A 23275-nucleotide genomic window follows, 5' to 3' on the forward strand; every position below is an offset into this window, starting at 1 on the left:
TGGTTTCGGTGACGCAGCACGATATCCTTCACCTCGCCCCGCTTGCGGGGAGAGGTCGGATCGCGTCAGCGATCCGGGTGAGGGGGTACAGGTCTATCGATAGATCGAAACGGCGGAGAGAGCCCCTCGCCCCGGCCCTCTCAGGGCGAGCTTTGCTCGTCCCGGCCCCGCGAAGAGCGGGACGTAACAAAGGAGCGACGCGGTGAGTTTCGTCGAGCGTCACGGCCTGTGGTCGGATGAACAGAAGGAGGCCGCACAACGCCTCCGCCGCATCGTCGAGGAGAAGAACCTCGAAGTCATCCGCCTGTCGTTCCCCGACCAGCACGGCATCCTGCGCGGCAAGACGCTGATCGCCGGCGAAGCGGTGCGCTCGCTGGCGGGCGGCTGCTCGATCACCACGACGATGCTCGCCAAGGACACCTCGCACAAGACGGTGTTTCCGGTGTTCACATCCGGCGGCGGCTTCGGCATGAAGGAGATGGAGGGCGCGGCCGACGTGCTGATGGTCGCCGACCCCACCACGTTCCGCGTGCTGCCCTGGGCGCAAAACACCGGCTGGCTGCTCTGCGACCTCTATTTCAGCGACGGCCGGCCGGTGCCGTTCGCGACCCGCAACCTCTATCGCAAGGTGCTCGATCAACTCGCCGGCCGCGGCTACGATTTCGTCGCCGGCCTCGAGGTCGAATTCCATCTGTTCAAGCTCGACGACGCCCATATGGCGCCGGAGGATGCCGGCCAGCCCGGACGGCCGCCGTCGGTCAGCCTGCTGTCGCACGGCTATCAGTATCTCACCGAGCAGCGCTACGACCTGATGGAGCCGGCACTCGAGATCATCCGCCGCGACATCATCGCGCTCGACCTGCCGCTGCGCTCGGTCGAGGTCGAGTTCGGCCCGAGCCAGTGCGAATTCACCTTCGCGCCGACGGTCGGGCTCGCGCCCGCCGACACCATGGTGCTGTTTCGTTCGGCGGTGAAACAGATCGCGCGCCGCCACGGCTATCATGCGACCTTCATGTGCCGGCCGAAACTGCCGAACGTGTTCGCGAGCGGCTGGCACCTGCACCAGTCGCTGGTGTCGCGCGGGAGTGGCGAGAACGCCTTCATGGCCAAGGAGACGGGCGAGCCGCTCAGCGCACTCGGCCGCGCCTGGCTGGCGGGCCTGATCACGCACGCACGGGCCTCGACCGTGTTCACGACGCCGACTATCAACGGCTACAAACGCTACCGCTCCTATTCGCTGGCGCCGGACCGCGCGATCTGGGGCCGCGACAATCGCGGCGTGATGATCCGCGTGCTCGGCGGCACGAATGATCCGGCAACGCGGCTGGAGAACCGGATCGGCGAGCCGGCGGCGAATCCGTATCTCTATATGACTTCGCAAATTCTTTCCGGCCTCGATGGCGTCGACCGCAAGCTCGACCCTGGCCCGTCCGCCGACACGCCCTACGAGACCAAGGCCGCGCTGCTGCCGAAATCGCTGCGCGAGGCCGTGTTCGCGCTCGACGACGATCCGTTCTTCCGTCAGGCGCTGGGGCCGGAGTTCGTGGACTATTACGTCTTCATCAAGAACGCGGAGATCGAACGCTTCCAGGCCGAAGTGTCGGACTGGGAGCACCGCGAATATTTCGAGATGTTTTGAATGAGGGTATTGTCGTTCCGGGGCGATGCAAAGCATCGAACCCGGAACCTCGAGATTCCGGGTTCGCGCTCCGCCGCCCCGGAATGACGGAGACCGCTAAATCCCGAGATACTTGTGCTGCAGGTCCGGCTCGGCGAGCAGCTGTTCGCTGGTGCCGCTCCATACCGTGCGGCCGCGCTCGATGATGTAGTGGCGGTCGGCGATGCGGGCGAGGTTTCCGACGTTCTTGTCGATCACCAGCACAGACTGCCCGCGTCCCTTCAGCATCGACAGGCAGCTCCAGATCTCGTCGCGGATCAGAGGCGCAAGGCCTTCGGTCGCCTCGTCGAGGATCAGCAATTTCGGATTGGTCATCAGCGCGCGGCCGATCGCAAGCATCTGCTGCTCGCCGCCGGACAACGTGACGCCCATATTGCCTGACCGTTCGGCGAGCCGCGGAAACAGCGCATGGATCTTGTCGATGGTCCACGGATCGGAGGCACCGAGGCGATTGCCTGACGCGGCGACGAGATTTTCGCGCACCGTGAGGTTCGGGAAGATCTGGCGGCCTTCCGGCACCAGGCCGATGCCGAGCTTTGCGATCTTGTAGGACGGCAGGCCGCGCACCGCCTCGCCGGCGAAGCGGATGGCGCCTGATCGCGCCGGCGTCAGGCCCATGATCGAGCGGATCGTCGTGGTCTTGCCCATGCCGTTGCGGCCCATCAGTGCGACCATCTCGCCCGACTTGATCTTGAGCGACAGGCCGAACAGCACCTGGCTCAAGCCATAGCAAGTCACGATGCCATCCACTTCAAGCAGTGTTTCAGCCATGGCGCGTCACCGCGTGCTGTTCGCCGAGATAGGCGCGCTTGACCTCTTCGTGCTTGCGGATCGCGTCCGGCACGTCGCAGGCGATGACGCGGCCATAGACCAGCACGGTGATGCGGTCGGCCAGCGCAAACACCGCCTCCATGTCGTGCTCGACCAGCACGATGGTGACTTCCTTGCGCAGCTCCTTCAGCAGCGCGACCATCCGCGCCGATTCGGTGACGCCGAGCCCGGCCATCGGCTCGTCCAGCAGCAACAGCTGCGGCCTGGTGGCAAGCGCGACCGCGAGCTCGAGCTCGCGCTGCTCGCCATGGCTCAATTGCGAGACCACGATATCGGCGCGCGCGCCGAGGCCGACGCGATCGAGCGCCGCGCGCGCGGATTCGCGCAAATGCCGCTCCTTGCGCGCATTGCCCCAGAAGCGGAACGAGTGGCCGTCATGCGCCTGCGCCGCCAGCGCGACATTGTCGATCGCGGAGAAGTCCTTGAGCAGCGAGGTGATCTGGAACGAGCGCGCCAGCCCGAGCCGGCTGCGCTTGTAGGACGGCAGGTTCGTGACGTCGCGGCCGGCAAAGCGGATGGTGCCGGAGTTCGGCATCACCTGCCCGGTGAGCTGGCTGATCAGCGTGGTCTTGCCGGCGCCGTTGGGGCCGATGATCGCGTGCAGCTCACCCGGCACCACCTGCATCGAGAGGTTGTCGGTCGCGGTGATGCCGCCGAAGCGGCGGACCAGATTGTCGACGCGGAGCAAGGGATCAGGCAAGGAATCAACCACGGCGCATCCTCCCGAGCAGGCCCATGATGCCGCCGCGCGCGAACAGCACGATCAGAAGCAGCACCGGACCGAGGATCAGCCCCGAATATTCGGTGAACTGCGACAGCAGCTCCTCGAGCAGGAGATAGACGATCGCGCCGATGACGGGACCGAACAGCGAGCCCATGCCGCCGAGGATCACCATCACCATGAGGTCGCCGGAGCGGGTCCAGTACATCACCGCGGGGCTGACGAAATCGGTGTTGTTGGCAAGCAGCGCGCCGGCGAGGCCACAGATCGTGCCTGATATCACGAAACAGACCAGTCGGTAGCGGTTGGCATGGAAGCCGATTGCCTGCATGCGCTGCTCGTTGGAGCGGACGCCCTGCACCACGAGACCGAAGCGCGAATTGACGATGCGCCAGATCAGATAGAGGCCGCCGAACAGGCAGGCCAGGCAGAGGTAGTAGAACTGGTTGCGATCCGACAGGTTGATCAGACCGGCGAAATCGCTGCGCTTGTAGACGGTGAGCCCGTCGTCGCCGCCGTAGCGCGACAGCGCCGAGGCGATGTAGTAGGCCATCTGCGCAAAGGCCAGCGTGATCATGATGAAGTAGACGCCGCGGGTGCGCAGCGAGAGCGAGCCGATCAGCAGCGCAAACAGCGCCGAGACGGCGAGCGCCACCGGCCACTGGATGAAGCCGGAGCCGATGCCCTCGGCGGCGAGGATGCCGACGGCATAGCCGCCGATGCCGAGATAGGCGGCATGGCCGAAGCTCATCATGCCGCCATAGCCCATGATCAGATTGAGGCTCGCGGCGGCGAGCGCGAAGATCACGATCCGGGTGAACAGGGTGAGGATGAAGATATTGCCGGTGGCCGCCGAATAGAGCGGCAGCAGGATCAGGGCGGCACACAGCAGCGCCGCGACCGCATTGGAGACGTTGAGCTTTCCCGTCATCGTTTGGCCGCCGGGAACAGCCCCTCGGGCCGCAGCACAAGGATGATGGCCATCAGGAGGTAGATCAGCATCGAGGACAGCGCCGGCGCCGCAGTGGACGCCGCCGCCCCGCTCAGCACCTTGCGCAGCAGGTCGGGCAGGAAGGCGCGGCCCATCGTGTCGATGATGCCGACGAAGATCGCGGCCATGAACGCGCCGCGAATCGAGCCGATGCCGCCGATCACGATGATGACGAAGGCCAGGATCAGGATGTTCTCGCCCATGCCGATCTGCACGGTGAGGATCGGCGCCTGCATCAGCCCGGCGAGCCCGGCGAGCGCCGCGCCAAGGCCGAACACCAGCGTGAACAGCAGCTTGATATTGATGCCGAGCGCCCCGATCATCTCGCGGTTGGAGGCGCCGGCGCGGATCAGCATGCCGATGCGGGTGCGCATCACGACGAGATAGAGCATCGCTGCGACCGCCAGCGCGACCACGATGATCATGAGGCGGTAGGCCGGATAGTAAACGCCGGGAATGATCTGCACCGGCACGGTGAGCCAGGCCGGCAGCGGCAGCGCGAGGCCGGCCGGGCCCCAGATCAGCCGGACGGCATCGTTGAAAAACAGGATCAGGCCGAACGTCGCCAGCACCTGGTCGAGATGGTCGCGGCCATAGAGATGCCTGAGCGCGACATATTCCAGCACGATGCCGAGCAACAGCGTGGCACCCAGCGCCATCAGCGCGCCGAGCACGAAGCTGCCGGTCCAGGCCACGAAGGTCGCCGCGAAATAGGCGCCCATCATGTAAAGCGAGCCGTGGGCCAGATTGACGAAGTCCATGATGCCGAACACCAGCGTCAGTCCGGCCGCCAGCAGGAACAGCAGGAGGCCGAATTGCAGGCCGTTCAGCAGTTGTTCGACGACGAGATACATCGTGAGGCTACGTCACCTTTAAATGAAACAGCGGCAGCGCGAGCACGCCGCCGCATTTGCACGTTGCGGGTTCTCCCTCGCCCCGCTCTTGCGGGGCCGGGACGAGCAAAGCTCGCCCTGAGAGGATTGGGGTGAGGGGCCATCTCCACGAATCGAGCTCGCGGAAAGAGCCCCTCACCCAATCGCTTCGCGATTGACCTCTCCCCGCAAGAGCGGGGCGAGGTGAATGGAAAGCAAGGCTTGGGCCAAGATCGCCCAAGAGTTATTTCATCGGACACTTGTCGTGGAAGCGATCCTGGTCGTCCTTGACGATGGTCGCGACCGTCTTCAGCGACAGCTGGCCCTCGGCGTCCTTGACCACGTCCTGCAGGTAGAAGTTCTGGATCGGAATGTGGTTGTTGCCGTACTTGAACGGTCCGCGCACCGATTTGAAGTTCACCTTCTCCATCTCGGCCTTCATCGCGTCCTTCTTCGTCAGGTCGCCCTTCACCGCGACCACGGCGCTGTTGATGAGGTTGGCAGCGTCGTAAGACTGCGCGCCGTAGAAGGTCGGGCGCAGGCCCGGATACTTCTTGCGGTAGTCGGCGACGAACTTCTTGTTTTCCTCGTTGGGCAGGTCGTTGACCCATTGCTGCGCGCCGGGAACGCCGAGCGCATTGTCCTTTTGCAGCGGCAGCGACAATTCGTCTATCGTGAAGGCGGTGTAGAGCGGAATCTGCTGCTTGATGCCGGCCTGCGCATACTGGTTCAGGAACTGCACGCCGGCCGCACCCGGATAGAACACGAAGATCGACTCGGCCTTCGAGTTCTTCGCCTTGGTGAGCTCGGCGGAGAAGTCGAGCTGGCTCGGCCACACCGTATATTCCTCGCCGACCACCTGGCCCTTGAACGTGCTCTTGACGCCGGCCAGCATGTCCTTGCCCGCGGCATAGTTCGGGCCGATCAGGAACACCGACTTGACGCCCTTCTGGTTCATGTAGGTGCCGACCGCCTGCGGGGTCTGGTCGTTCTGCCATGAGGTCGAGAACACGTAAGGCGAGCACAGTTCGCCGGCGAGCTGCGACGGACCGGCATTGGCCGAGATCAGGAAGGTCTTCGAATCGACCGCGGTCTTCAGCGAAGCCAGCAGCACGTTCGACCAGATGTAGCCGACGATGAAGTCGACCTTGTCGGACTGCACCAGCTTCTCGGTCTTCTGCTTGCCGACATCGGGCTTCTGCTGGTCGTCCTCGTAGATCACCTCGACCGGCTTGCCGTCGATCTTGCGGCCGAGATGGTCGAGTGCGAGCTCGAAGGAATTGCGCATGTCGTTGCCGATCACGGCGGTCGGACCGCTGAAGGTCGAGACGAAGCCGATCTTGACGCTGTCAGCCGCTATCGCAGGCTGCGCCAGCGCCACAGCCATGGCGCCTGCCAGCCAAAATGCCTTTTTCATATTCACTCCCCTCCTCAACCAAAGATCCCGCCAGGCTCGATCACGAGGGCCCGGGGGTCACGCTTTGCGCGCGTCGTTCTGTGACGTATTTTGTGCGCGATATCGCAAGTCTGCAGCAAGCATGAACCGACGGCGCTGACTTAGAACCTTCGGCGCATACCCCAGCACCTTGCATCATAATTCGTCCAAATCGACCATGGCAAGAAATATAATGCCGGTTGCGTGGGCAACGATTGTCGCAGGCGCCGGCCGTTTGCACCGACCCACGCCCGCACTGCGGCAGGCTTTAACGATCCGGTAAAGCACCCGGAAACCACAGGCCGGCAAGCGCCTGCTGGCTTCATGGTCCGGAAAGCATCCCTGGCCGACGCTGCCGCCAAAGGGGTGCGTCACATGCTGAATTACATCTTCGGCTTCAATGCCCGGATGGGCCGACTGGCTTTCTTCTTCTGCACCCTGGTGGTGGGCTTCGGCTTTGTGATGCTGGTCTACGGCGTCACGGGCAACGCACCGGCGAGCGGCCGGATGGACGTGCTGCTGGCGCAGGCATCGAGCAACCCCGTGCTGGTCATTGCCTTCTACGGCATGCTCGTCATCTGCTTCATGCTGCAATCGATGCGGGTGCGCGACATGGGATGGGATCCGGTCTGCGTGATGGCGGCATGGATCGCCCTCCTCGTGCTCGACAAGGCCATCGCCGGACGATTTCCCGAATATGCGCTGACCTTTCAGCACACCGAAACGGTGGTCGGCGCCGCCGTCAATGGCGCGATGAACATCGTCCTGCTGGTCTGGCGGAGCGGCGGCTATTTCGAGGAACCGCCGCCATTGCCGAGCAACGGCAGTGGCGACGGCCTGTTCCAACGAAACAGCGCACCGGCCGCAGGCGGCAGCCGTATCGCGCGGATCGCCAACGGCGAATTCGGTGGAAAGACGCGCTAGTCTAGCGCGCGCTCTCTCCATCGTCGTCCCTGCGAAAGCAGGGACCCATAGGCTTAAGTTGTCGAAGCAAGCTGTGGCCCCAGCACCGCACATCAATCGCCATTCGTGGTTATGGGTCCAAGCTCGGAGGCCGGGACGACACTGAGTTTGTGGCGTGGTCGCTGCGCCAAGCGGTGATCGGCGGTCAGCCTTGATCCACCGCCCATTCGGCGCCGTCGATCGCATAGGGCGCGTGGCGGAAATCCCTGATCGTCGCGACCTTGTCGGCCGACCAGTCGAGCAGCATGAACGATCTCGGCGGCGCGCCCAAAGCGTTCGGTTCGAACACCAGGATCGCGGGGCGTCCCTCGACCTGTCCGGTCACCAGGTGCCAGTCGTCGATCTTCGAATAATTGCCGAAGTAGCGCGACACCTCGGCCTTGCCGTTCAGCCGTGTCCGGTTGACGAGCTCGAGCCTGATGTCATCGGCAATCATGGCGCGGATGGCGTCGAAGTCGCGGGCGTTGAAGCGGCTGACATAGGCATTGAGCCTGACGCGGTCGGCCGGCGACAGGCCGGGCCGCGGCGCATCGTCCGGTTCGCTGGCAAACTCGCGCAACTGCGTGCGTCCACGGTGCAGCGCGGCTTTCACCGCGGGCAGGCTGAAATCCATGATGCCGCAGATCTCCTGCAAGGAGCAGCCGAGCACATCCATCAGGATCACGCTGGAACGCTGCGCCACCGGCAGGCGCATGAAGGTGCGCAGGCCGGTCGCGGCGATCTCGCGGCGGCTGACGTCATTGAGCTCTCCGGCCATCATGTCCACCTCCTCCGGCGCGTGGAGCGCTTCCTGGCGGCTGCGCCGCCTGAGGAAATCGAGCGCGGTGTTGTGCGCGATCCGGAACAGCCAGGCTTGCGGATTCTGGATCGGCGCGGCGGACCCGAAGGCTTCCACCGCCTTGATCAGCGCGTCCTGCAACACATCCTCGCCGTCGATGACGGATCCGACCATGCGGGCGCAGTAGCGATGCAGCCTTGGCCGCATCGCCGCCAGGAGCGCGTCGACGTCGGTCGCGGCCGGCGCTTGGTGTGGTGACGTCATAATGGCTCCGCCAGATCGGTGCACTGCCCGCCGGTTCAACCCGTGTCGGTTCACGGCTCATCCAGCATACGATAATTCCCGACAATCACCGCACTGCGAACCAGTGGCGGCTCGGCGCAACGATCGCGGATGCCGTCCTGGAACGCCTGGAACGCGGCCAGTTTCGGGATCGGGCTCGAGCCGTCTTCGGCCGCGGTCTCGACCATGTGGATGAAGGTATCGTCCTCCAGCCGCAGGGTCAGATAGCGCACGCCGTCCGGTTTGGCCGCCTTCAGCTCGGCGAACACGGCCGACACCAGCGCGGCATTCTTCTCCGCCATCTCCGGCTTCGCCTTGTACCTGATCAGGGTCCGTCTCATCGCAGCCTCCTTGGCCTGGTTCTGCGGCCTGAACCGACCGCGTCAGACCCAAGGACGTTCGCGAACCGCCAAAGGATGCGGTCCGGCAAAAATAAATTTCGGCCGCATCCTTTGCCCGTCCCGCTTCGTCCTTGCCGGCGAAGCGCGCCGCAACCTCGCGGCGCGGCAACGGAGAACGACCATGCAGACCCCTCAGCAGCGCGCCGAACAGCGCTGGGTGCTCGGCCTCACCGCGCTGGCATCCTTCATGATGGCGCTGGACGCCATGATCATGACCACGGCCTTCGCGACCATCCGCACCGATTTCGGAAGCCGGGTGGAAACGCTGCAGTGGACCGTCAACGCCTTCAATCTGACCTTCGCGGTGCTGCTGCTGACCGGCGCGGCGCTCGGCGACCGGTTCGGGCGGCGCAGGATGTTCGTATCCGGGATCGGCCTGTTCGTCGTGGCGTCCGCGGCCTGCGCGCTGGCCGGCAACGCCGCGGCCCTGATCGCCGCCCGTGCCCTGCAGGGCGCGGGCGCGGCACTGGTGATGCCGCCGGCGATGGCGATCCTGAGCGGCGCCTTCGGCCGCGAGGAACGCGCCCGCGCGCTCGGCATTTTCAGCGGCATCACCGGATGCGCGCTGATCATCGGCCCCGCGATCGGCGGCTTCATCACCGAGCATCTCGGCTGGCGCTGGATCTTCTGGATCAACCTGCCGATCGGCCTCGTCGCGATCGCCCTCGTGATCGCCCGCCTGCGCGAAAGCTTTGGGCCGACTGCGCCGCTCGACATCGCCGGCCTCGCGCTGGTCGCGCTCGCGGCGCTGGCGCTGGTCTGGGGCCTGCTGCGCGGCAACGGCGTCGGCTGGGCCAGCACGGAAGTCTCGGGCGCGCTGATCGCCGGCGTCGCGCTGGCGGCGATGTTCGTGCTGTGGGAGCTGCGCGCGACAAGCCCGATGGTGCCGATGCGGCTGTTCGCGGCACGGCCGTTTGCATCCGGCATGGCCGCAAGCGTGCTGTTCTACGCCGCGATGTATGGCGTGCTGTTCCTGCTGCCGCAGTTCCTGCAGATCGCGCTCGGCTTCGACGCCTTCGGCGCCGGGCTTCGTTTGCTGCCGTGGACGGCGACGCTGTTCGTCACCGCGCCGATCGCCGGCGCCGCCGTCAACCGGTTCGGCGAGCGCACGCTGGTTGTCACTGGCCTCTTGATGCAGGCGATCGGGCTCGGCTGGATCAGCGAGATCGTGAGTCCCACAGTGCCCTATTCGGCGCTGGTCGCGCCGCTGGTGCTCGCCGGCGTCGGCGTGTCGATGGCGATGCCGGCCGCGCAGAATGCGGTGCTGGGCGCGGTCGCCGTCACCGACATCGGCAAGGCGTCGGGCGTCTTCAACATGGGCCGCTTCCTCGGCGGCATGTTCGGCATCGCGGCGCTGGTGGCGAGCTTTGCCGCCAATGGCGCGGCCGATTCATCCGGACATTTCGCAAACGGCTTCGCGTCGGCGATGAGCCTTGCCGCAACGCTGTCGTTCGCCGGCGCGGTCGCGGGACTGTTCCTGCCGATGCGGCGGCGGGCCGTCGTCGCGGCCGCGCCGCAGGATGCGTGAAGCTTGCGGCGATTGGGTTTTGCTATCGGGCGATCGGGCATTTCGTGTTGGAATGAGGCTGCGAATGAATACATAATCAAACGACGAAGCCGTTCGAAACCGAGAGCGACATCTGATGACGCAAGCGCCGGCCAAACCTCATCGCGTGGTGATCGTCGGCGCCGGCTTCGGCGGCTTGGAAGCCGCCTTCGGTCTCGCGGGCGCGCCGGTCGAGATCACCCTGATCGACCGCCGCAACCACCATTTGTTCCAGCCGCTGCTCTATCAGGTCGCGACCGCTTCGCTTGCCACCAGCGAGATCGCCTGGCCGATCCGCTATCTGCTGCGCGACCGGCCCGAGGTGACGACGCTGTTCGCCAATGTCTGCGGCGTCGACGCCGCGGCGAAGCAGGTGCAGCTCGACGACGGCGGCAGCATTCCCTACGACACGCTGGTCCTCGCCACCGGCGCGCGCCACGCCTATTTCGGCCATGACGAATGGGAGCCGTTCGCGCCCGGCCTGAAGACGCTGGAGGACGCGACCACGCTGCGGCGGCGCATCCTGGTCGCCTTCGAACGCGCCGAGCGCGAGACCGATCCGGACAAGCGCGCGGCGCTGCTGACCTTCGTCATCATCGGCGCCGGGCCGACCGGCGTCGAGATGGCCGGCACCATCGCCGACCTCGCCAAGGACACGCTGCCGCAAGATTTCCGTCACATCGACACGCGCAAGGCGCGCGTGGTGCTGATCGAGGCCGGCCCGCGCGTGCTGGCAGGATTTCCCGACGATCTCTCGGCCTATGCGCAGGCGTCGCTGGAAAAGCTCGGCGTCGAGGTGATGCTGGGCGAGCCGGTCACCGAATGCTCGGCCGACGGCGTGGTGTTCGGCGGCAAGCGGCTGGAGGCGCGCACCATCGTGTGGGCCGCCGGCGTGCGCGCCTCACGCGCCGCCGAGTGGCTGAACGCGCCGGCCGATCGCGCCCATCGGCTGCAGGTCGAGCCCGATCTCACCGTGCCGGGCCACCCCGATGTCTTCGCGATCGGCGACACCGTCACGATCAAGGGCCCCGACGGCAATCCGGTGCCCGGCATCGCGCCGGCCGCCAAGCAGGAGGGGCGCTACGTCGCCGCACTGATCAAGGCCCGGCTGGACGGCAAGACGTTGCCGCCGTTCCGTTACAAGCATGCCGGCAGCCTCGCCCAGATCGGCAAGAAGAAGGCGGTGATCGATTTCGGCTGGCTCAAGCTGCGCGGCTCGCTGGCATGGTGGATCTGGGGTCTCGCCCACATCTACTTCCTGATCGGCGTGCGCCATCGGATCGCGGTGGCGATGAACTGGCTCTGGATCCACACCCGCGACCAGCGCGCCGCGCGGCTGATCACGCAAGGCAGCAGCAAGGTGGCGCAGTAGGCGACTCGGCACTGCGCCATCCTGTTATCCGTCGTCCTTGAGGAGCGCGAAGCGCGTCTCGAAGGATCGACGGCCCCGCTAGTGGCCGTACATCCTTCGAGGCTCGCTCAGCGCCGCAATTGCGCCACATGGCTCGCACCTCCGGCGACAAAGGCAAAGCCTTTGCGCGGGGATGACGAATAACAATCTGTCTTGGCCTCTCAGCGCTGTACGCATTCTCACCCCATCACCTGATGCGGCGAGCGGCCGAACGCGGTCTTGAAGGCGCGGCTGAAATGCGAGACGTCGCTGAAGCCGAAGCTCAGCGCGGCATCGGTGACATGGCTGAAGCGCCGCTCGGCCAGCGCCTGATAGGCGCCGGCGAGGCGCTGCTGCCACAACCAGCGGATCGGCGTCGTGCCTTCACGCGCGAACAGGCGATTGAGCGTGCGCGGCGCCATGTTCTGCGCGTTGGCGATCGCATCGAGATCGAGCCCGGGATCGTCGAGATTGGCCAGCATGTAGGCCTTGACCCGCATGAGCCTTTCGTCGCCGCGCTGGGGCGCTTCGTCCGTCAGCTCGGTCTGCAGCGTCGTCGCGAAAATATCGAGCGCCGCCGCGCCTAGCCGTATCGCCGCGGGTCCCGCCGCGTCATCGAGCCGCGTCAGACGGCGGATCAGCGATCCCGCCAGCGCTCCCACTTTCGACGCGTTGCCGACCCGCCGCGCCGTCAGGCGCTGCGCGTCCGGCAGGCGCGCGAGCAGCAGCGGCCGCGGGATCGACACCATGATCGCGCGCGCGCTCGGGGCGAATTCGAGCGTGAACGGCTGCGCCTGGTCATGCAGCATCAGATCGCCCCGGCGCATGCGCACGTCGCGGCCGCCTTGTGCAAAGCCGACCTCGCCGCGCAGCGTGAGCCACAGCATGAAATAGTCGCGCGGATCCCTGCGGACGTCGCTCGCGCCGCGCATCACCCGGATGCGGTCGGCGGCCGGCGTCGACGACCAGATGTCGTTGATCGCAAGCGGGCCGAGATGGCGGATCGAGATCGAGGCCTGGAACGCCTCATCGGCGACGCGGCGGCATTCGGTCAGCGAGAATTCGCGGCAGGTGACGTGATGCCAGCGGTCGAAACTGTCACCCGGCGCAACAAGCGTTTGCGCGACGACTGTGTGATCTGGGGTCTGCATCGGACCTTGCTCCCGCCCAACCCGGCAGCGGGATATTCTGCGTCCAGCCCTCCGTCCTGGCAAGCAGAGGCCAGCGACTGGCCGGCGCAGCCAAGAACGATCGCGGGAACCGGCGTAGAATTTGTCGCTCACCAGGAGGAGACACCAAATGGGCTACCAATGCGAAATCATCGATCCCGTCCGTACGGTCATGATCGTCGTCGACATGCAGAACGATTTCGTGGCCGAGGGCGCCAAGCTGCGTTCGGCCCAGGCCGCCGCCATGGTGCCGCGGCTGGCGCAGACCCTGAAGGCCTGCCGCGACAAGGGCATCCGCGTCGTCTACACCGCGCATGTGCATCGCCGCGACGGCAGCGACATGGGGCTCTATGACGATCTCTATTCGCCGATCGCCGACCGGTCGTCGCTGGTCGACGGCACCGAGGGCGTCGAGATCTTCAACGACCTCGCGCCAGCCCCCGGCGAGCACGTCATCAAGAAGCACCGCTACAGCGCGTTCTTCGCCACCGATCTCGATCTCATCCTGCGCGAATGGGGCATCACGACGGTGATCATCTCGGGGACCACGACCGAGAACTGCTGCCATGCCACGGCGCGCGACGCCATGTTCCACAATTACAAGGTCGTCTTCCTGTCGGACGCGACGGGCACGTTCGACTATCCGGATGTCGGCCAGGGCGCGCTGTCCGCCGAGGAGGTACACCGCGCCACGCTGACGATCCTCGCATTCTCAACCGCGCATGTGATGACGGCGGCCGAGATGCTGGGACGGGTAAAAGTGGCGAGCAACAAGGCGGCGTAGCGAAATAGCATCCCGACGCTGTATCCGCCGAGAAACTCACTGCTTCACCCTCCCCTGGAGGGGGAGGGTCGGTTCACAGCGAGCGAAGCGAGGTGTGAGCCGGGGTGGGGTGATCTCTCCACGCAGGTACTGTTCGATTGGAGGGACCTTCACCCCGCCTCGGTTCGCATTTCATGCGAACCGATCCCAGAGCGAGCTTCGCTCGTCTCGACCCCTCCAGGGGAGGATGTGATCGTGCACCAATGCTACTTCACCAGTGAGCAGCCGCCGTCGGCCAGCGGGCGGAACGCCTGATCGGCCGGGATGGTCGCGATCAGCTTGTAATAGTCGTAGGGGTATTTCGACTCGTCCGGCTTCTTCACCTCGAACAGATACATCGGGTGGACGACGCGGCCGTCCTGGCGGATCGTGGTGTCGCCGAACAGTCTGTCCTTCCCCTTGAAGGTCTTCATCTGCGGCACCACCGCCTTGGCGTCGTCGCTGCCGGTGGCGGCGACGGCGTTGAGGTAGGCGAGCGTCGAGGCATAGACGCCGGCCTGGTTGCCGCTCGGCATCTTGCCGTTCATGCCGGGACGCGCGGCAAAGCGTTTGGCGAACGCGCGGGTGTCGTCGTTCATGTCCCAGTAGAAGGCTTCCAGCAGCTGCAGCCCCTGCGCGACCTTCAGGCCCATGCCGTGGATGTCGTTCACGAACAGCAGGAACGCCACCATGGTCTGGCCGCCCTGCTGGATGCCGAACTCGGCCGCCTGCTTTACTGCGTTGATGGTGTCGCCGCCGGCATTGGCAAGCCCGATGACTTTTGCTTTCGAGCTCTGCGCCTGGAGCAGGAAAGACGCGAAGTCCGACGTGCCGAGCGGATGCTTGCTGGAGCCCAGCACCTTGCCGCCGTGCTTCTCGATGTAGTTCGTCGCTTCAGCTTCAATGCCTTTGCCGAGTGCATAATCGACGGTCACGAAATACCAATCCTTGCCGCCGCGCTGCATCATCGCGGCCGCGGTGGTGTTGCCGGTGGCCCAGGCGTCATTGACCCATTGAATGGTGTTCGGCGAGCAGGCCTTGCCGGTGAGATCGGAGCTCGCGGTCGACGACGCCAGGAACGTCATCCGGCTATCGCGCAGGATGGTGTTGATGGCGAGCCCGACCGCCGAGTTCGGCACGTCGACGATGGCATCGACGCCTTCGACATCGAGCCATTTGCGCGCGATCGCGGATCCCACGTCGGCCTTGTTCTGGTGATCGGCATAGACGATCTCGACCTTGATGCCCTTGCCGCCGCCATTGAAATCCTCCGCGGCCATCCGCGCGGCTTCCACCGAACCCATGCCGTTGGTGTCCTGGAAGATGCCGGAAATGTCGTTGAGCACGCCGACGCGGACCACGTCGCCGGAAATCTCCGCCCGTGCGCTCCCCGCGGCGCAGGCCAATGCCAGCGCAAGTCCAATCCTCAATCGCCCAACCCCGAAGCCCCTCATCATCTCCCCTCCCATGTTTCCTCAATCGACCTTTTGCTGGTCTTGAGGGTCTCGTCAGGCCGGCGTGATCTCGACCGGCAGGCTGCTGAGCCCGCGCAGCGTGTTGTTGAACAGGCGCTTCGGCTCGCCTGATATTTCGATCCTGGCGACACGACGCGCCAGCGCCGCCAGCATCACCTCGCCTTCGAGACGGGCGACGAGCTGGCCGACGCACATATGGATGCCCGAACCGTAGCCGACATGACCGGACGTGCGGCGCGTGATGTCGTAGCTGTCGGGCGCTTCCCAGCGGCGCGGATCGCGATTGGCCGCAGCCAGGAACATCAGCACCTTCTCGCCTTCGCCGATGCTGGCCCCACTGAGCTCGACGTCGCGGGTCGTGGTGCGGAAGAAAGTCTGGACCGGACTTTCGAACCGCACGGCCTCCTCGAAGGCGTTGCGCGCCAGCGTCGGATCGTTGCGCAGTTTCTGGAACTGGTCGGGAAAGCGGGCAAGGCAGTAGACGGCGGCGCCGATGCCGTTGACGGTCGTGTCGAGACCGGCCGACAGCAGCGAGCGCACCAGCAGCGGCGCCTCGGTCGCGGTAATGGCGCCGGTATCGACATGGGCGTGGATGCAGGCACCGATGCCGCCCGGGGTGAGATTGTCGCGCTGGCATTGCTCGGCAACATAGGCCTGATGTGGCGCCGAGCGCTCGATCGCCTCCTTGCGGAGCTCGTTCGGCGGGCCGAAGGCATTGAACACCAGACTGGCGTAGGGCAGCAGATGCTCGCGGCCCTCCGGCCTCAGGCCGAGCGCATCCGGGAAGATCGACAACGGATAGGCTTCCGCAAGGTCCGCGATCGCGTCGAACCGGCGCTTCTCCAGCAGCGCGTCGAGGCGGGCCTCCGCGGCGGCGGCAAATTGCCCGCGAAGCTGCTTCATCACGGTCGCCGACAACACCGTGCTCAGCACGGCGCGGGTCCGGGTATGGGCGGGCGGGTCGGCCTCCAGGATCAGGCTCGGCGGCCGCCACGGCTTCTCCTTGGAAAAGTCGCTGAGGCCGACGCCGCGGCTGGAGCAGAAGGTCGCGGGATCGTTCAGCACCGCATGGACCTCGGCGTAGCGCGCCACGCCATAGACATTCCACTTGTCGAGATAGACCACCGGCCCGGCCTCGCGCAGCCGCTCATGGGTCGGGAATGGATCGGCGAAGAACTCGAGCGCGAACGGATCGACGTCGAGATGCGGGACGGACGCAGCTTCGGTTGCAGTCATCGGGATCTCCCGAGGTTTGATCTTGTCAACACGGGCCGCATATCTATTGCTCCCGAACGGTTTCGCAGCGATGATTTGACAGATGAGCAGCCAGCCCCTCCCCCGAAAGCCTCGCCGGCCGAGACCGGCCGATCCCGCAGACGCCAGCGACGGCCCGCTGCTGGACCTCAATCGCTATGTGCCGGCGTTCATCACCTTCATCGGCAACAAGCTGTCGAACAGCGCCACCGCATTTTACCAGAAGAATTTCGGCGTCAACGTCACCGAGTGGCGGATCATCTCGCAACTGGCGATCGAGCCGGGCATTCCCGCCTCCCGGATCTGCCAGGTGATCGGCTTCGACAAGGGGCCGGTCAGCCGCAACCTCGCGGCGTTGCAGAAGCGCGGCCTGCTGACCATCCGCACCGCGCCGGACGACGGTCGCACCCATTCGATCACGCTGACCGCGCGCGGCCGCGCCATCCACGACAAGGTCATCGTCGCAGCGCTGGAGCGCGAGCGGCGGCTGCTGGCGTGCCTGAAAAAGGACGAGCGCGAGGTGCTGATCGAGTTGCTGCGCCGGCTGCACGAGAATCTCGGCGCCGTCACCGGGCAAAGCACGACCTGACGGGACGGCGCGACCGCCGGCGGCGCCCTGCGCCACCACGATATTCGCCCGGACTTCCATGCGTGCCGCTCGCGCGCTGCTGCGCAACATCGTCCTCCCAAACGCGTGGCCGTTGACCGGCCCTATGGGCGGAAACTCGCACAGCTTAGTTGCCATGGCAACTAAAAATCCGTGATGCACTGCGTCGTCGGGTCGCAAGCGAAGGGACGTGACGCCGCCATCAGGTCAGGCGAGCACACTCCTCAGGCTCCCTCCCCCTTGCGGCGGAGGGCTGGGGAGAGGGGGTTCAACTCGAGCCGTTGCGCAACGCCACATCAACGTCTTGGCTCACCGACCAACGCGTGTCCTCGTGTTCGATCGGCAGCGGAGCAAGCGGTACCCTCTCCCTAACCCTCCCCCGCAAGGGGGGAGGGAACCTTCCGCTGGTGCCTTCCTTACGTCCGCCTTTTCTACCGCAATCTCAGCCCGCGCAGGCGATCGGCTCGGCCGAGGCGTCGGCCTCCAATATCGCCACCGCTGCGGCGCGGCGCGTCAGCACGGCGCGCTGGTTGATGTAGCCCTTGTCGGTGATCTCCCCGCCATCGACCGAGGCGGGCTCGGCCAGCAGCAGTGCGCGGGTGGCGTGGCCCGAGGAATGGCCGCCTTGCGCCTTCAGCGTCGCCAGCCCGCGCCCGATCGCGGAACGGACCGCCGGATGGCCGATCACCTCCCGCGCATCGGCGCTCTCGGGCAACCCTGCCAGCGCGCGGCAGGCGGCGAGATTCGGGAACACCAGAAAGCGCACCTCGTCGCGGCCATGGCCGGTGACGACGATGTCCTGCGCGAGCGGCGCCAGCGCCGCGATGCCGGCGACGCGCAAGGTGCCGACGCTGACCCAGGTGCCGGAATTGAGCTTGAAGTCCTCCGCCACGCGGCCGTCGAAGAACAAGCCAAGTTCAGGTCGTGCGGGATCGGCGAAGGTGACGGCATCGCCGATCTTGTAAAAACCCTCGTCATCGAAGGCCTTGGCGGTGAGCTCGGGCGCCTTCCAGTAGCCCGGCGTGACGTTGGGCCCGCGCACCCGCACCTCGAGCTTGTCGCCCGACGGCACCAGCTTGAGCTCGGTGCCGGGAATCGGCACCCCGATATTGCCGGAGCGTTTGGCCAGGAAGTGGCAATCGGTCGCCAGCGGCGAGGTCTCGGTCGAACCCCAGGCCGACACCATCGGCAGCCGGCGGCCGACGGTCCGCAGCGACAATTCCTCCAGCGCGTCCCATAGATTCTGCGGCAGCGCCGCGCCGGCATAGAAGGCGAATTTGGTGCCCTCGAAGAATCTTCTGCGCAGTTCGTCGTCGGTGCGCAGCGCCGCGATCAGCATGTCGAAGCCGCGCGGCACGTTGAAATAGACCGTCGGCACCACGCTGCGCAGGTTGGCCAGCGAGGTCGCGAACAGCCCGGGCGCCGGCTTGCCGCCGTCGATATAGAACGTGCCGCCGTTGCGCAGCACCAGATTGAAGTTGTGGTTGGCGCCGAAGGTGTGGCTCCAGGGCAGCCAGTCCAGGATCACCAGATCATCGCGCGACTGCTCCAGGAACGTCCAGGTCTGCGCCTTGGCCTGCTGGCTCGAGGTCAGCATGCGCTGGGTGTTGATCACGGCCTTCGGCGTCCCTGTCGAGCCCGAGGTGAACAGGAATTTTGCGATCGTGTCCGGCGTCACCGCCGCGAACGCCTTGGCGACCTCGGGCGCTTCCGGCGTGGCAGCGATGGTGCGGAACGGCAAAGCGTCGGCATCGTCGGGATTGCCGCTGACGATGGTTGCGCGATGCAGCGGCTTGATTGCGCCAAGCGCCGCCGCGAACGGCCCTGTGCGCGTGACATAGATCGCGCCGGGGTCGAGCAGGCTGATCATGCCCTTCAGCTTGTCGAAATCCCGGGACATCAGCGAATAGGCCGGCGAGATCGCGGCCGAGGGCACGCCGACATGCTGGGCGCCGAGCGCGAACAACGCGTGATCGATGCCGTTGTCAGAGAGGATGACGAGTGGGCGCTCAGTGCTCAGCCCTTGCGCCAGCACCCACGATGCAGCCCGCCGCACGATGCCGAGTGCGGCGCGATAGCTGACGGTGCTCCAGGGCGCCTCGGCATTGGCGCGCTCGCCGAGAAAGATGCGATCCGGGGCCTGCCGCGCCCAATGCTCCAGCCAGTCGCCGACGCAGCGGGCGCCTTGTTGCAGCGGCGTGGAGGAGCGGACCAGGATGCTGCCGTCGTCGCGGCCGACCGCAACGATCGCGGGCGTCGCGAACAGGCTGCTCGGATTGTCTCCATTGGCGGCGGCCATCGTCATGGTTTCCTCCTCGCCCAGTCTTGTCACCCAGGTCTTGTCACCCAAGTCTTATCGGGATCGCGCCGCAACATGGTGCGGCGCCGCGGTCCCGGCCCGGGCTCTTTGATGATAATGTTGCGGACATCAATTGTTGTCGTCAACAACAATCTTTCCATCCCGACTCGGGCGCGCTAGCCTTGCGGTCATGGCAGGCCAGCAGAAGACATCCCGCAAGGCGGCAGGGACGGCAGCGGCAACCCGCCGCCTCCGGTCGCATGGAGCAAATGGCGGGGCGCCCGGCGGCGACGCCGGCGACGACATCGGCCTCGACGCGCTGATCGGTCACGCCGGCTATGCGGTGCGGCGCTTCCAGCTCTGGATCTTTCAGGACTTCATCAAGACGCTGGCGACGGTCGATATCCGCCCGACCCAGTATTCGGTGATGACCGTGATCGGGGCCAATCCTGGCCTCAGCCAGATGGCGGTGGCAAAGCGGCTCGGGATCGAACGCGCGCGGCTGGTGCATCTGCTCGACAGCCTGGAAGCACGCGACTTCGTCAGCCGCGTCCCCTCCGCCACCGACCGCCGCTCCCATGCGCTGCATCTGACCGCGCACGGCAAGACCGCGCTGGCACAGTTCAAGCGGCTCGCCGCCGAGCATGAGCGGCACGTCGCCGAGAAGATCGGCAAGGAAAACCGCGAGCAACTGCTGCAGATCCTCGCCGGCTTCACCTGACCTTTCGACCGAGATTTCGGCTTGATCAGGCCTGCCTCTAGATTGGGCAGGCACTCTCTCAAGCGAGCCAGCGTCCGTTTTCGACGAGCATTCCAAGCAACTGATATTGTGTAATAATCTGCCTTGTAACGGGCGCGGGCGAATTGTACACAATGGCACATTGCTTGCTTCGATCGGGCTGCAATTCCCTTGCGGAGGGCGTCCGACGCCTCCCGCTCACGAGATGAGGCCAACGACGTGACTGAAACTGTCGCCGCGATCGTCGCCGCGCACCGCGCCGGGACCATGACGCCGGCCCAAACCGTGGCACGCAGCTACCAGCGCATCCGCGAGCACGATGATCCCGCCATCTTCATCAGCCTGCGCGACGAGAAGGATGCGCTTGCCGAGGCCGGGCGGCTCGCCGATCCGACGTTGCCGCTCTATGGCGTGCCGGTCGCGGTGAAGGACAATATCGACGTTAAGGGCCTGCCGACCACCGCCGCCTGCCCGGCGTTCTCGCATCTGCCGGCGCAGGATTCCACGGCGGTGGCAAAACTGCGTGCGGCCGGCGCCATCATCATCGGCAAGACCAATCTCGACCAGTTCGCCACCGGCCTGGTCGGCGTGCGCTCGCCCTACGGCATTCCCAAAAATCCGGTGCGCGGCGATCTTGTGCCGGGGGGATCGAGCTCGGGCTCCGCGGTCGCGGTCTCCGCGGGCCTGGTGCCGCTTGCGCTCGGCACCGACACCGCGGGCAGCGGCCGCGTACCGGCGATGCTCAACAACATCGTCGGACTCAAGCCGAGCCTTGGGCTGATCTCGACCAGCGGCGTCGTGCCGGCCTGCCGGACGCTCGACTGCGTCTCGGTCTTCTCGCTCACCGTCGACGACGCGCTGGCGGCGCTCGCCGTGATGTCCGGGCCCGATCAGTCCGATCCGTTCTCGCGCGACCGGCCGCTGGCCCCGCTCGCGGCGTTTCCAGCGAAGCTGAAGCTCGGCATTCCCCAAGGCGGCCAGCTGAAATTCTTCGGCGATCATGAGGCCGAGAAGGCCTATGGCGAGGCGTGCAAGCGCTGGCAGGCGCTCGGCGCCGATCTCGTCGAGTTCGACCTCGCGCCGTTCTACGAGACCGCGCGGTTGCTTTATGAGGGCCCGTGGGTCGCCGAGCGCTATCTCGTGATCCGCGACCTGTTGGCGTCGTCGCCCGAGGCGGTCCATCCGGTGACGCGCGAGATCACCGTCGGCGGATCGCGCCCAACCGCTGCGGACACCTTCTCGGCGCTGTACCGCCTCGAGGCGCTGCGCCGCGTCGCCGAGCGCAGCCTCGCACAGCTTGATGCGATCGTGCTGCCGACCGCCCCGACCGTCTATTCCACCGCTGACGTGCTCGCCAATCCGATCGAGCTCAACTCGCGGCTCGGCACCTACACCAATTTCGTCAACCTGCTCGATCTCTGCGGCCTGGCGCTGCCCGCCGCGATGCGGCCCGACGGCGCGCCGTTCGGCATCACGCTGCTCGCTCCCGCCGGCCGCGACGCGGAGCTTGCCAGCATCGGCCGCATCTTCCATGCCGACACCGAACTGGCGCTCGGCGCCAATTCACTTCCGCAGCCGCCGCTCACCGCCGCGCCGACGCAGGCCGCCTCCGGTGAGATCACCATCGCGGTGGTCGGCGCGCATCTGTCCGGAATGGCGCTGAACCACGAGCTGACGAAGCTCGATGCGCGCCAGCTGGAAGAGGCGGTCACCGCGCCGGACTACAGGCTCTATGCACTCGACACCACGCCGCCCAAGCCCGGCATGCTGCGCATCGAGGCCGGTGCCGGCGCATCGATCAAGCTCGAACTGTGGGCGATGTCACCGGCAGCGTTCGGAACATTCGTCGCCGCGATCCCGCCGCCGCTGTCGATCGGTACGATCAGGCTCGCCGACGGCCGGCAAGCCAAGGGCTTCATTGTCGAGCCTGCCGCGATCCATGGCGCGAGGGATATTTCATCGTTTGGCGGTTGGCGGGCGTTCATGGCGGAGAGGACGGCCGTATAGCCGCGACGAATATGACGACAGACTAGGCCGACTTGCGCCAGGCGGCCTCGTTCTTTTTCTCGTAGTCGTCGAACGCCTTGATGAGGCCGGAAAGAACCTCGGCGGAGGTCTCGAACATCGCCGTCAGCTGCGGTTCATCCACCTTGCGGATATCCGCACGCAAATGGGTCACCGTCTCCTGCAGACGTTGTTTCATCTTCTGGGTGTGATGCCGGGGATCTTTTTCGGACGAGGCCATCGCTTGCTCCTGATCTGGTGTAGACCGGAAGCAACGACCGCCATTCGCGCGAGTTCCTACACCGACACCGCGTAGGTCTCGTATTCTCCCCGCACCTGCTCGATATGGGCGCGCATCGCCGCGGCGGCGCCTGTCTTGTCGCCGCGCATGATGGCAACGACGACGCGGTCGTGCTCGGCGTGGGATTTTGCCAGGCGCCCAAGGTTACGGAACTGGGCGCGGCGGAACGGCTGCACGCGCACCCGCGTCGCCAGCGTGATCTCCGCGATATAGGCGTTCTGCGAGCCGGCATAGATCGCATTGTGGAAGCGCTCATTGACCTCGTGGAAGCGCTCGGGATTGCCGGTATAGCTCAGCACCCGCAATTCCTCGTGGACCGCTTCCAGCGCGTGGCGCTCCGCCGGCGTCATCCGCTCGGCGGCAAGGCCGGCGCAGATCGCTTCCAGCTCGGCCATTGCCTCGAACATGCCGGTGAGCCGTTCAAGCGAGGGCCGCGCCACCACGGCGCCGCGATGTGCGCGGGCATCGATCAGGCCGCTGGCGGCAAGCTGTCGCAGCGCTTCGCGCACCGGGGTGCGCGAGACGTTGAATCGCCGCGCAAGGTCGGTCTCGTCGAGCCCGGCCCCCGGCGGCAGCGTGCCGCGCACGATCTCGTCGGCAAGTTGCAGCCGCAATTCCTCGGCGCGGGTGATCTTGTCGACCAGCGACGACGGACGGTCGATGCGGCGCAGGGCCGGCTCGGGCTCGGCGCCCGGCTGCGACGAGCGGGTCGGAAGATCGTCCAGGCTCATCCTCAA

General features: G+C 65.9%; 21 protein-coding genes. 8 read left to right on the forward strand and 13 right to left on the reverse strand.

Annotated elements, in window-relative coordinates; translation table 11 throughout:
• Nucleotides 1–202 precede the first annotated feature (202 nt).
• Nucleotides 203–1639, forward strand: a complete 1437-nt coding sequence (locus E2I15_RS28375) for a glutamine synthetase family protein (RefSeq protein ID WP_137481174.1) — start codon at nt 203–205, stop codon at nt 1637–1639.
• A gap of 96 nt (nt 1640–1735) precedes the next feature.
• On the opposite strand, the gene E2I15_RS28380 is transcribed toward E2I15_RS28375, so the two are convergent.
• The 5 genes from E2I15_RS28380 to E2I15_RS28400 form a co-directional block, all read right to left on the reverse strand.
• Nucleotides 1736–2449, reverse strand: a complete 714-nt coding sequence (locus tag E2I15_RS28380) for an ABC transporter ATP-binding protein (protein ID WP_137481176.1) — start codon at nt 2447–2449, stop codon at nt 1736–1738.
• Nucleotides 2442–3209, reverse strand: coding sequence for an ABC transporter ATP-binding protein (locus E2I15_RS28385; RefSeq protein ID WP_137481436.1), 768 nt, complete (start codon nt 3207–3209; stop codon nt 2442–2444). Before E2I15_RS28385 ends, E2I15_RS28380 begins: the two co-directional genes overlap by 8 nt.
• Before the next feature lie 4 nt (nt 3210–3213).
• Nucleotides 3214–4161, reverse strand: coding sequence for a branched-chain amino acid ABC transporter permease (locus tag E2I15_RS28390; RefSeq protein ID WP_137481178.1), 948 nt, complete (start codon nt 4159–4161; stop codon nt 3214–3216).
• Nucleotides 4158–5075, reverse strand: coding sequence for a branched-chain amino acid ABC transporter permease (locus E2I15_RS28395; protein ID WP_018269575.1), 918 nt, complete (start codon nt 5073–5075; stop codon nt 4158–4160). The genes E2I15_RS28390 and E2I15_RS28395 overlap by 4 nt, the downstream gene beginning before the upstream one ends.
• A 262-nt stretch (nt 5076–5337) precedes the next feature.
• Nucleotides 5338–6510: an ABC transporter substrate-binding protein gene (locus tag E2I15_RS28400; protein WP_137481180.1), complete on the reverse strand. Its 1173-nt coding sequence runs from the start codon at nt 6508–6510 to the stop codon at nt 5338–5340.
• Between the two features lie 222 nt (nt 6511–6732).
• Between E2I15_RS28400 and E2I15_RS28405 the strand changes: the two genes are divergently transcribed.
• Nucleotides 6733–7452, forward strand: coding sequence for a PrgI family protein (locus tag E2I15_RS28405; RefSeq protein ID WP_137481182.1), 720 nt, complete (start codon nt 6733–6735; stop codon nt 7450–7452).
• Between the two features lie 184 nt (nt 7453–7636).
• Here the strand turns inward: E2I15_RS28405 and E2I15_RS28410 are convergent, their stop codons facing one another.
• The gene (locus E2I15_RS28410; protein WP_137481185.1) at nt 7637–8533 is read right to left on the reverse strand and encodes a sigma-70 family RNA polymerase sigma factor; all 897 of its coding nucleotides are present in this window, start codon (nt 8531–8533) and stop codon (nt 7637–7639) included.
• Between the two features lie 50 nt (nt 8534–8583).
• Nucleotides 8584–8892 carry a hypothetical protein gene (locus E2I15_RS28415; protein WP_137481187.1) on the reverse strand — a complete coding sequence of 103 codons (309 nt, stop codon included), beginning with the start codon at nt 8890–8892 and terminating at the stop codon, nt 8584–8586.
• Between the two features lie 181 nt (nt 8893–9073).
• Here E2I15_RS28415 and E2I15_RS28420 point away from each other — a divergent pair, with 181 nt between their 5' ends.
• A complete protein-coding gene (locus E2I15_RS28420) occupies nt 9074–10480 on the forward strand; it encodes an MFS transporter (protein ID WP_137481189.1) in 1407 nt (468 codons plus the stop codon).
• Between the two features lie 115 nt (nt 10481–10595).
• Nucleotides 10596–11870: an NAD(P)/FAD-dependent oxidoreductase gene (locus E2I15_RS28425; protein WP_137481191.1), complete on the forward strand. Its 1275-nt coding sequence runs from the start codon at nt 10596–10598 to the stop codon at nt 11868–11870.
• 218 nt (nt 11871–12088) lie between these two features.
• On the opposite strand, the gene E2I15_RS28430 is transcribed toward E2I15_RS28425, so the two are convergent.
• The gene (locus tag E2I15_RS28430; protein WP_137481193.1) at nt 12089–13039 is read right to left on the reverse strand and encodes an AraC-like ligand-binding domain-containing protein; all 951 of its coding nucleotides are present in this window, start codon (nt 13037–13039) and stop codon (nt 12089–12091) included.
• A gap of 148 nt (nt 13040–13187) precedes the next feature.
• Between E2I15_RS28430 and E2I15_RS28435 the strand changes: the two genes are divergently transcribed.
• On the forward strand, nt 13188–13841 hold the full coding sequence (locus E2I15_RS28435; protein ID WP_137481195.1) for a cysteine hydrolase family protein: 654 nt from the start codon (nt 13188–13190) through the stop codon (nt 13839–13841).
• A gap of 245 nt (nt 13842–14086) precedes the next feature.
• Here the strand turns inward: E2I15_RS28435 and E2I15_RS28440 are convergent, their stop codons facing one another.
• Nucleotides 14087–15313: an ABC transporter substrate-binding protein gene (locus E2I15_RS28440; RefSeq protein WP_137481438.1), complete on the reverse strand. Its 1227-nt coding sequence runs from the start codon at nt 15311–15313 to the stop codon at nt 14087–14089.
• Nucleotides 15314–15367: 54 nt separating this feature from the next.
• Complete coding sequence (locus tag E2I15_RS28445; protein ID WP_137481197.1) at nt 15368–16570, reverse strand: cytochrome P450; 1203 nt, start codon at nt 16568–16570, stop codon at nt 15368–15370.
• An 82-nt stretch (nt 16571–16652) separates the two neighbouring features.
• Between E2I15_RS28445 and E2I15_RS28450 the strand changes: the two genes are divergently transcribed.
• Nucleotides 16653–17177: a MarR family winged helix-turn-helix transcriptional regulator gene (locus E2I15_RS28450; protein ID WP_137481199.1), complete on the forward strand. Its 525-nt coding sequence runs from the start codon at nt 16653–16655 to the stop codon at nt 17175–17177.
• Between the two features lie 460 nt (nt 17178–17637).
• On the opposite strand, the gene E2I15_RS28455 is transcribed toward E2I15_RS28450, so the two are convergent.
• A complete protein-coding gene (locus E2I15_RS28455) occupies nt 17638–19500 on the reverse strand; it encodes a feruloyl-CoA synthase (protein WP_422109866.1) in 1863 nt (620 codons plus the stop codon).
• Nucleotides 19501–19684: 184 nt separating this feature from the next.
• On the opposite strand from E2I15_RS28455, the gene E2I15_RS28460 reads away from it, so the two are divergent.
• Together E2I15_RS28460 and atzF are read left to right on the forward strand one after the other, a co-directional pair.
• Nucleotides 19685–20215, forward strand: a complete 531-nt coding sequence (locus E2I15_RS28460; RefSeq protein WP_137481201.1) for a MarR family winged helix-turn-helix transcriptional regulator — start codon at nt 19685–19687, stop codon at nt 20213–20215.
• Nucleotides 20216–20452: 237 nt separating this feature from the next.
• Nucleotides 20453–22240 carry an allophanate hydrolase gene (gene atzF / locus E2I15_RS28465; RefSeq protein ID WP_137481203.1) on the forward strand — a complete coding sequence of 596 codons (1788 nt, stop codon included), beginning with the start codon at nt 20453–20455 and terminating at the stop codon, nt 22238–22240.
• A gap of 22 nt (nt 22241–22262) precedes the next feature.
• On the opposite strand, the gene E2I15_RS28470 is transcribed toward atzF, so the two are convergent.
• Entirely contained in the window at nt 22263–22478 is a 216-nt protein-coding gene (locus E2I15_RS28470) for a hypothetical protein (RefSeq protein WP_137481205.1), read from the reverse strand.
• A 56-nt stretch (nt 22479–22534) separates the two neighbouring features.
• Nucleotides 22535–23269 carry a GntR family transcriptional regulator gene (locus tag E2I15_RS28475; protein WP_170991662.1) on the reverse strand — a complete coding sequence of 245 codons (735 nt, stop codon included), beginning with the start codon at nt 23267–23269 and terminating at the stop codon, nt 22535–22537.
• Between the last annotated feature and the right edge of the window lie 6 nt (nt 23270–23275).

The organism is Bradyrhizobium sp. BR2003 (assembly GCF_009720285.1).
GTDB classification, from domain to species: domain Bacteria; phylum Pseudomonadota; class Alphaproteobacteria; order Rhizobiales; family Xanthobacteraceae; genus Bradyrhizobium; species Bradyrhizobium elkanii.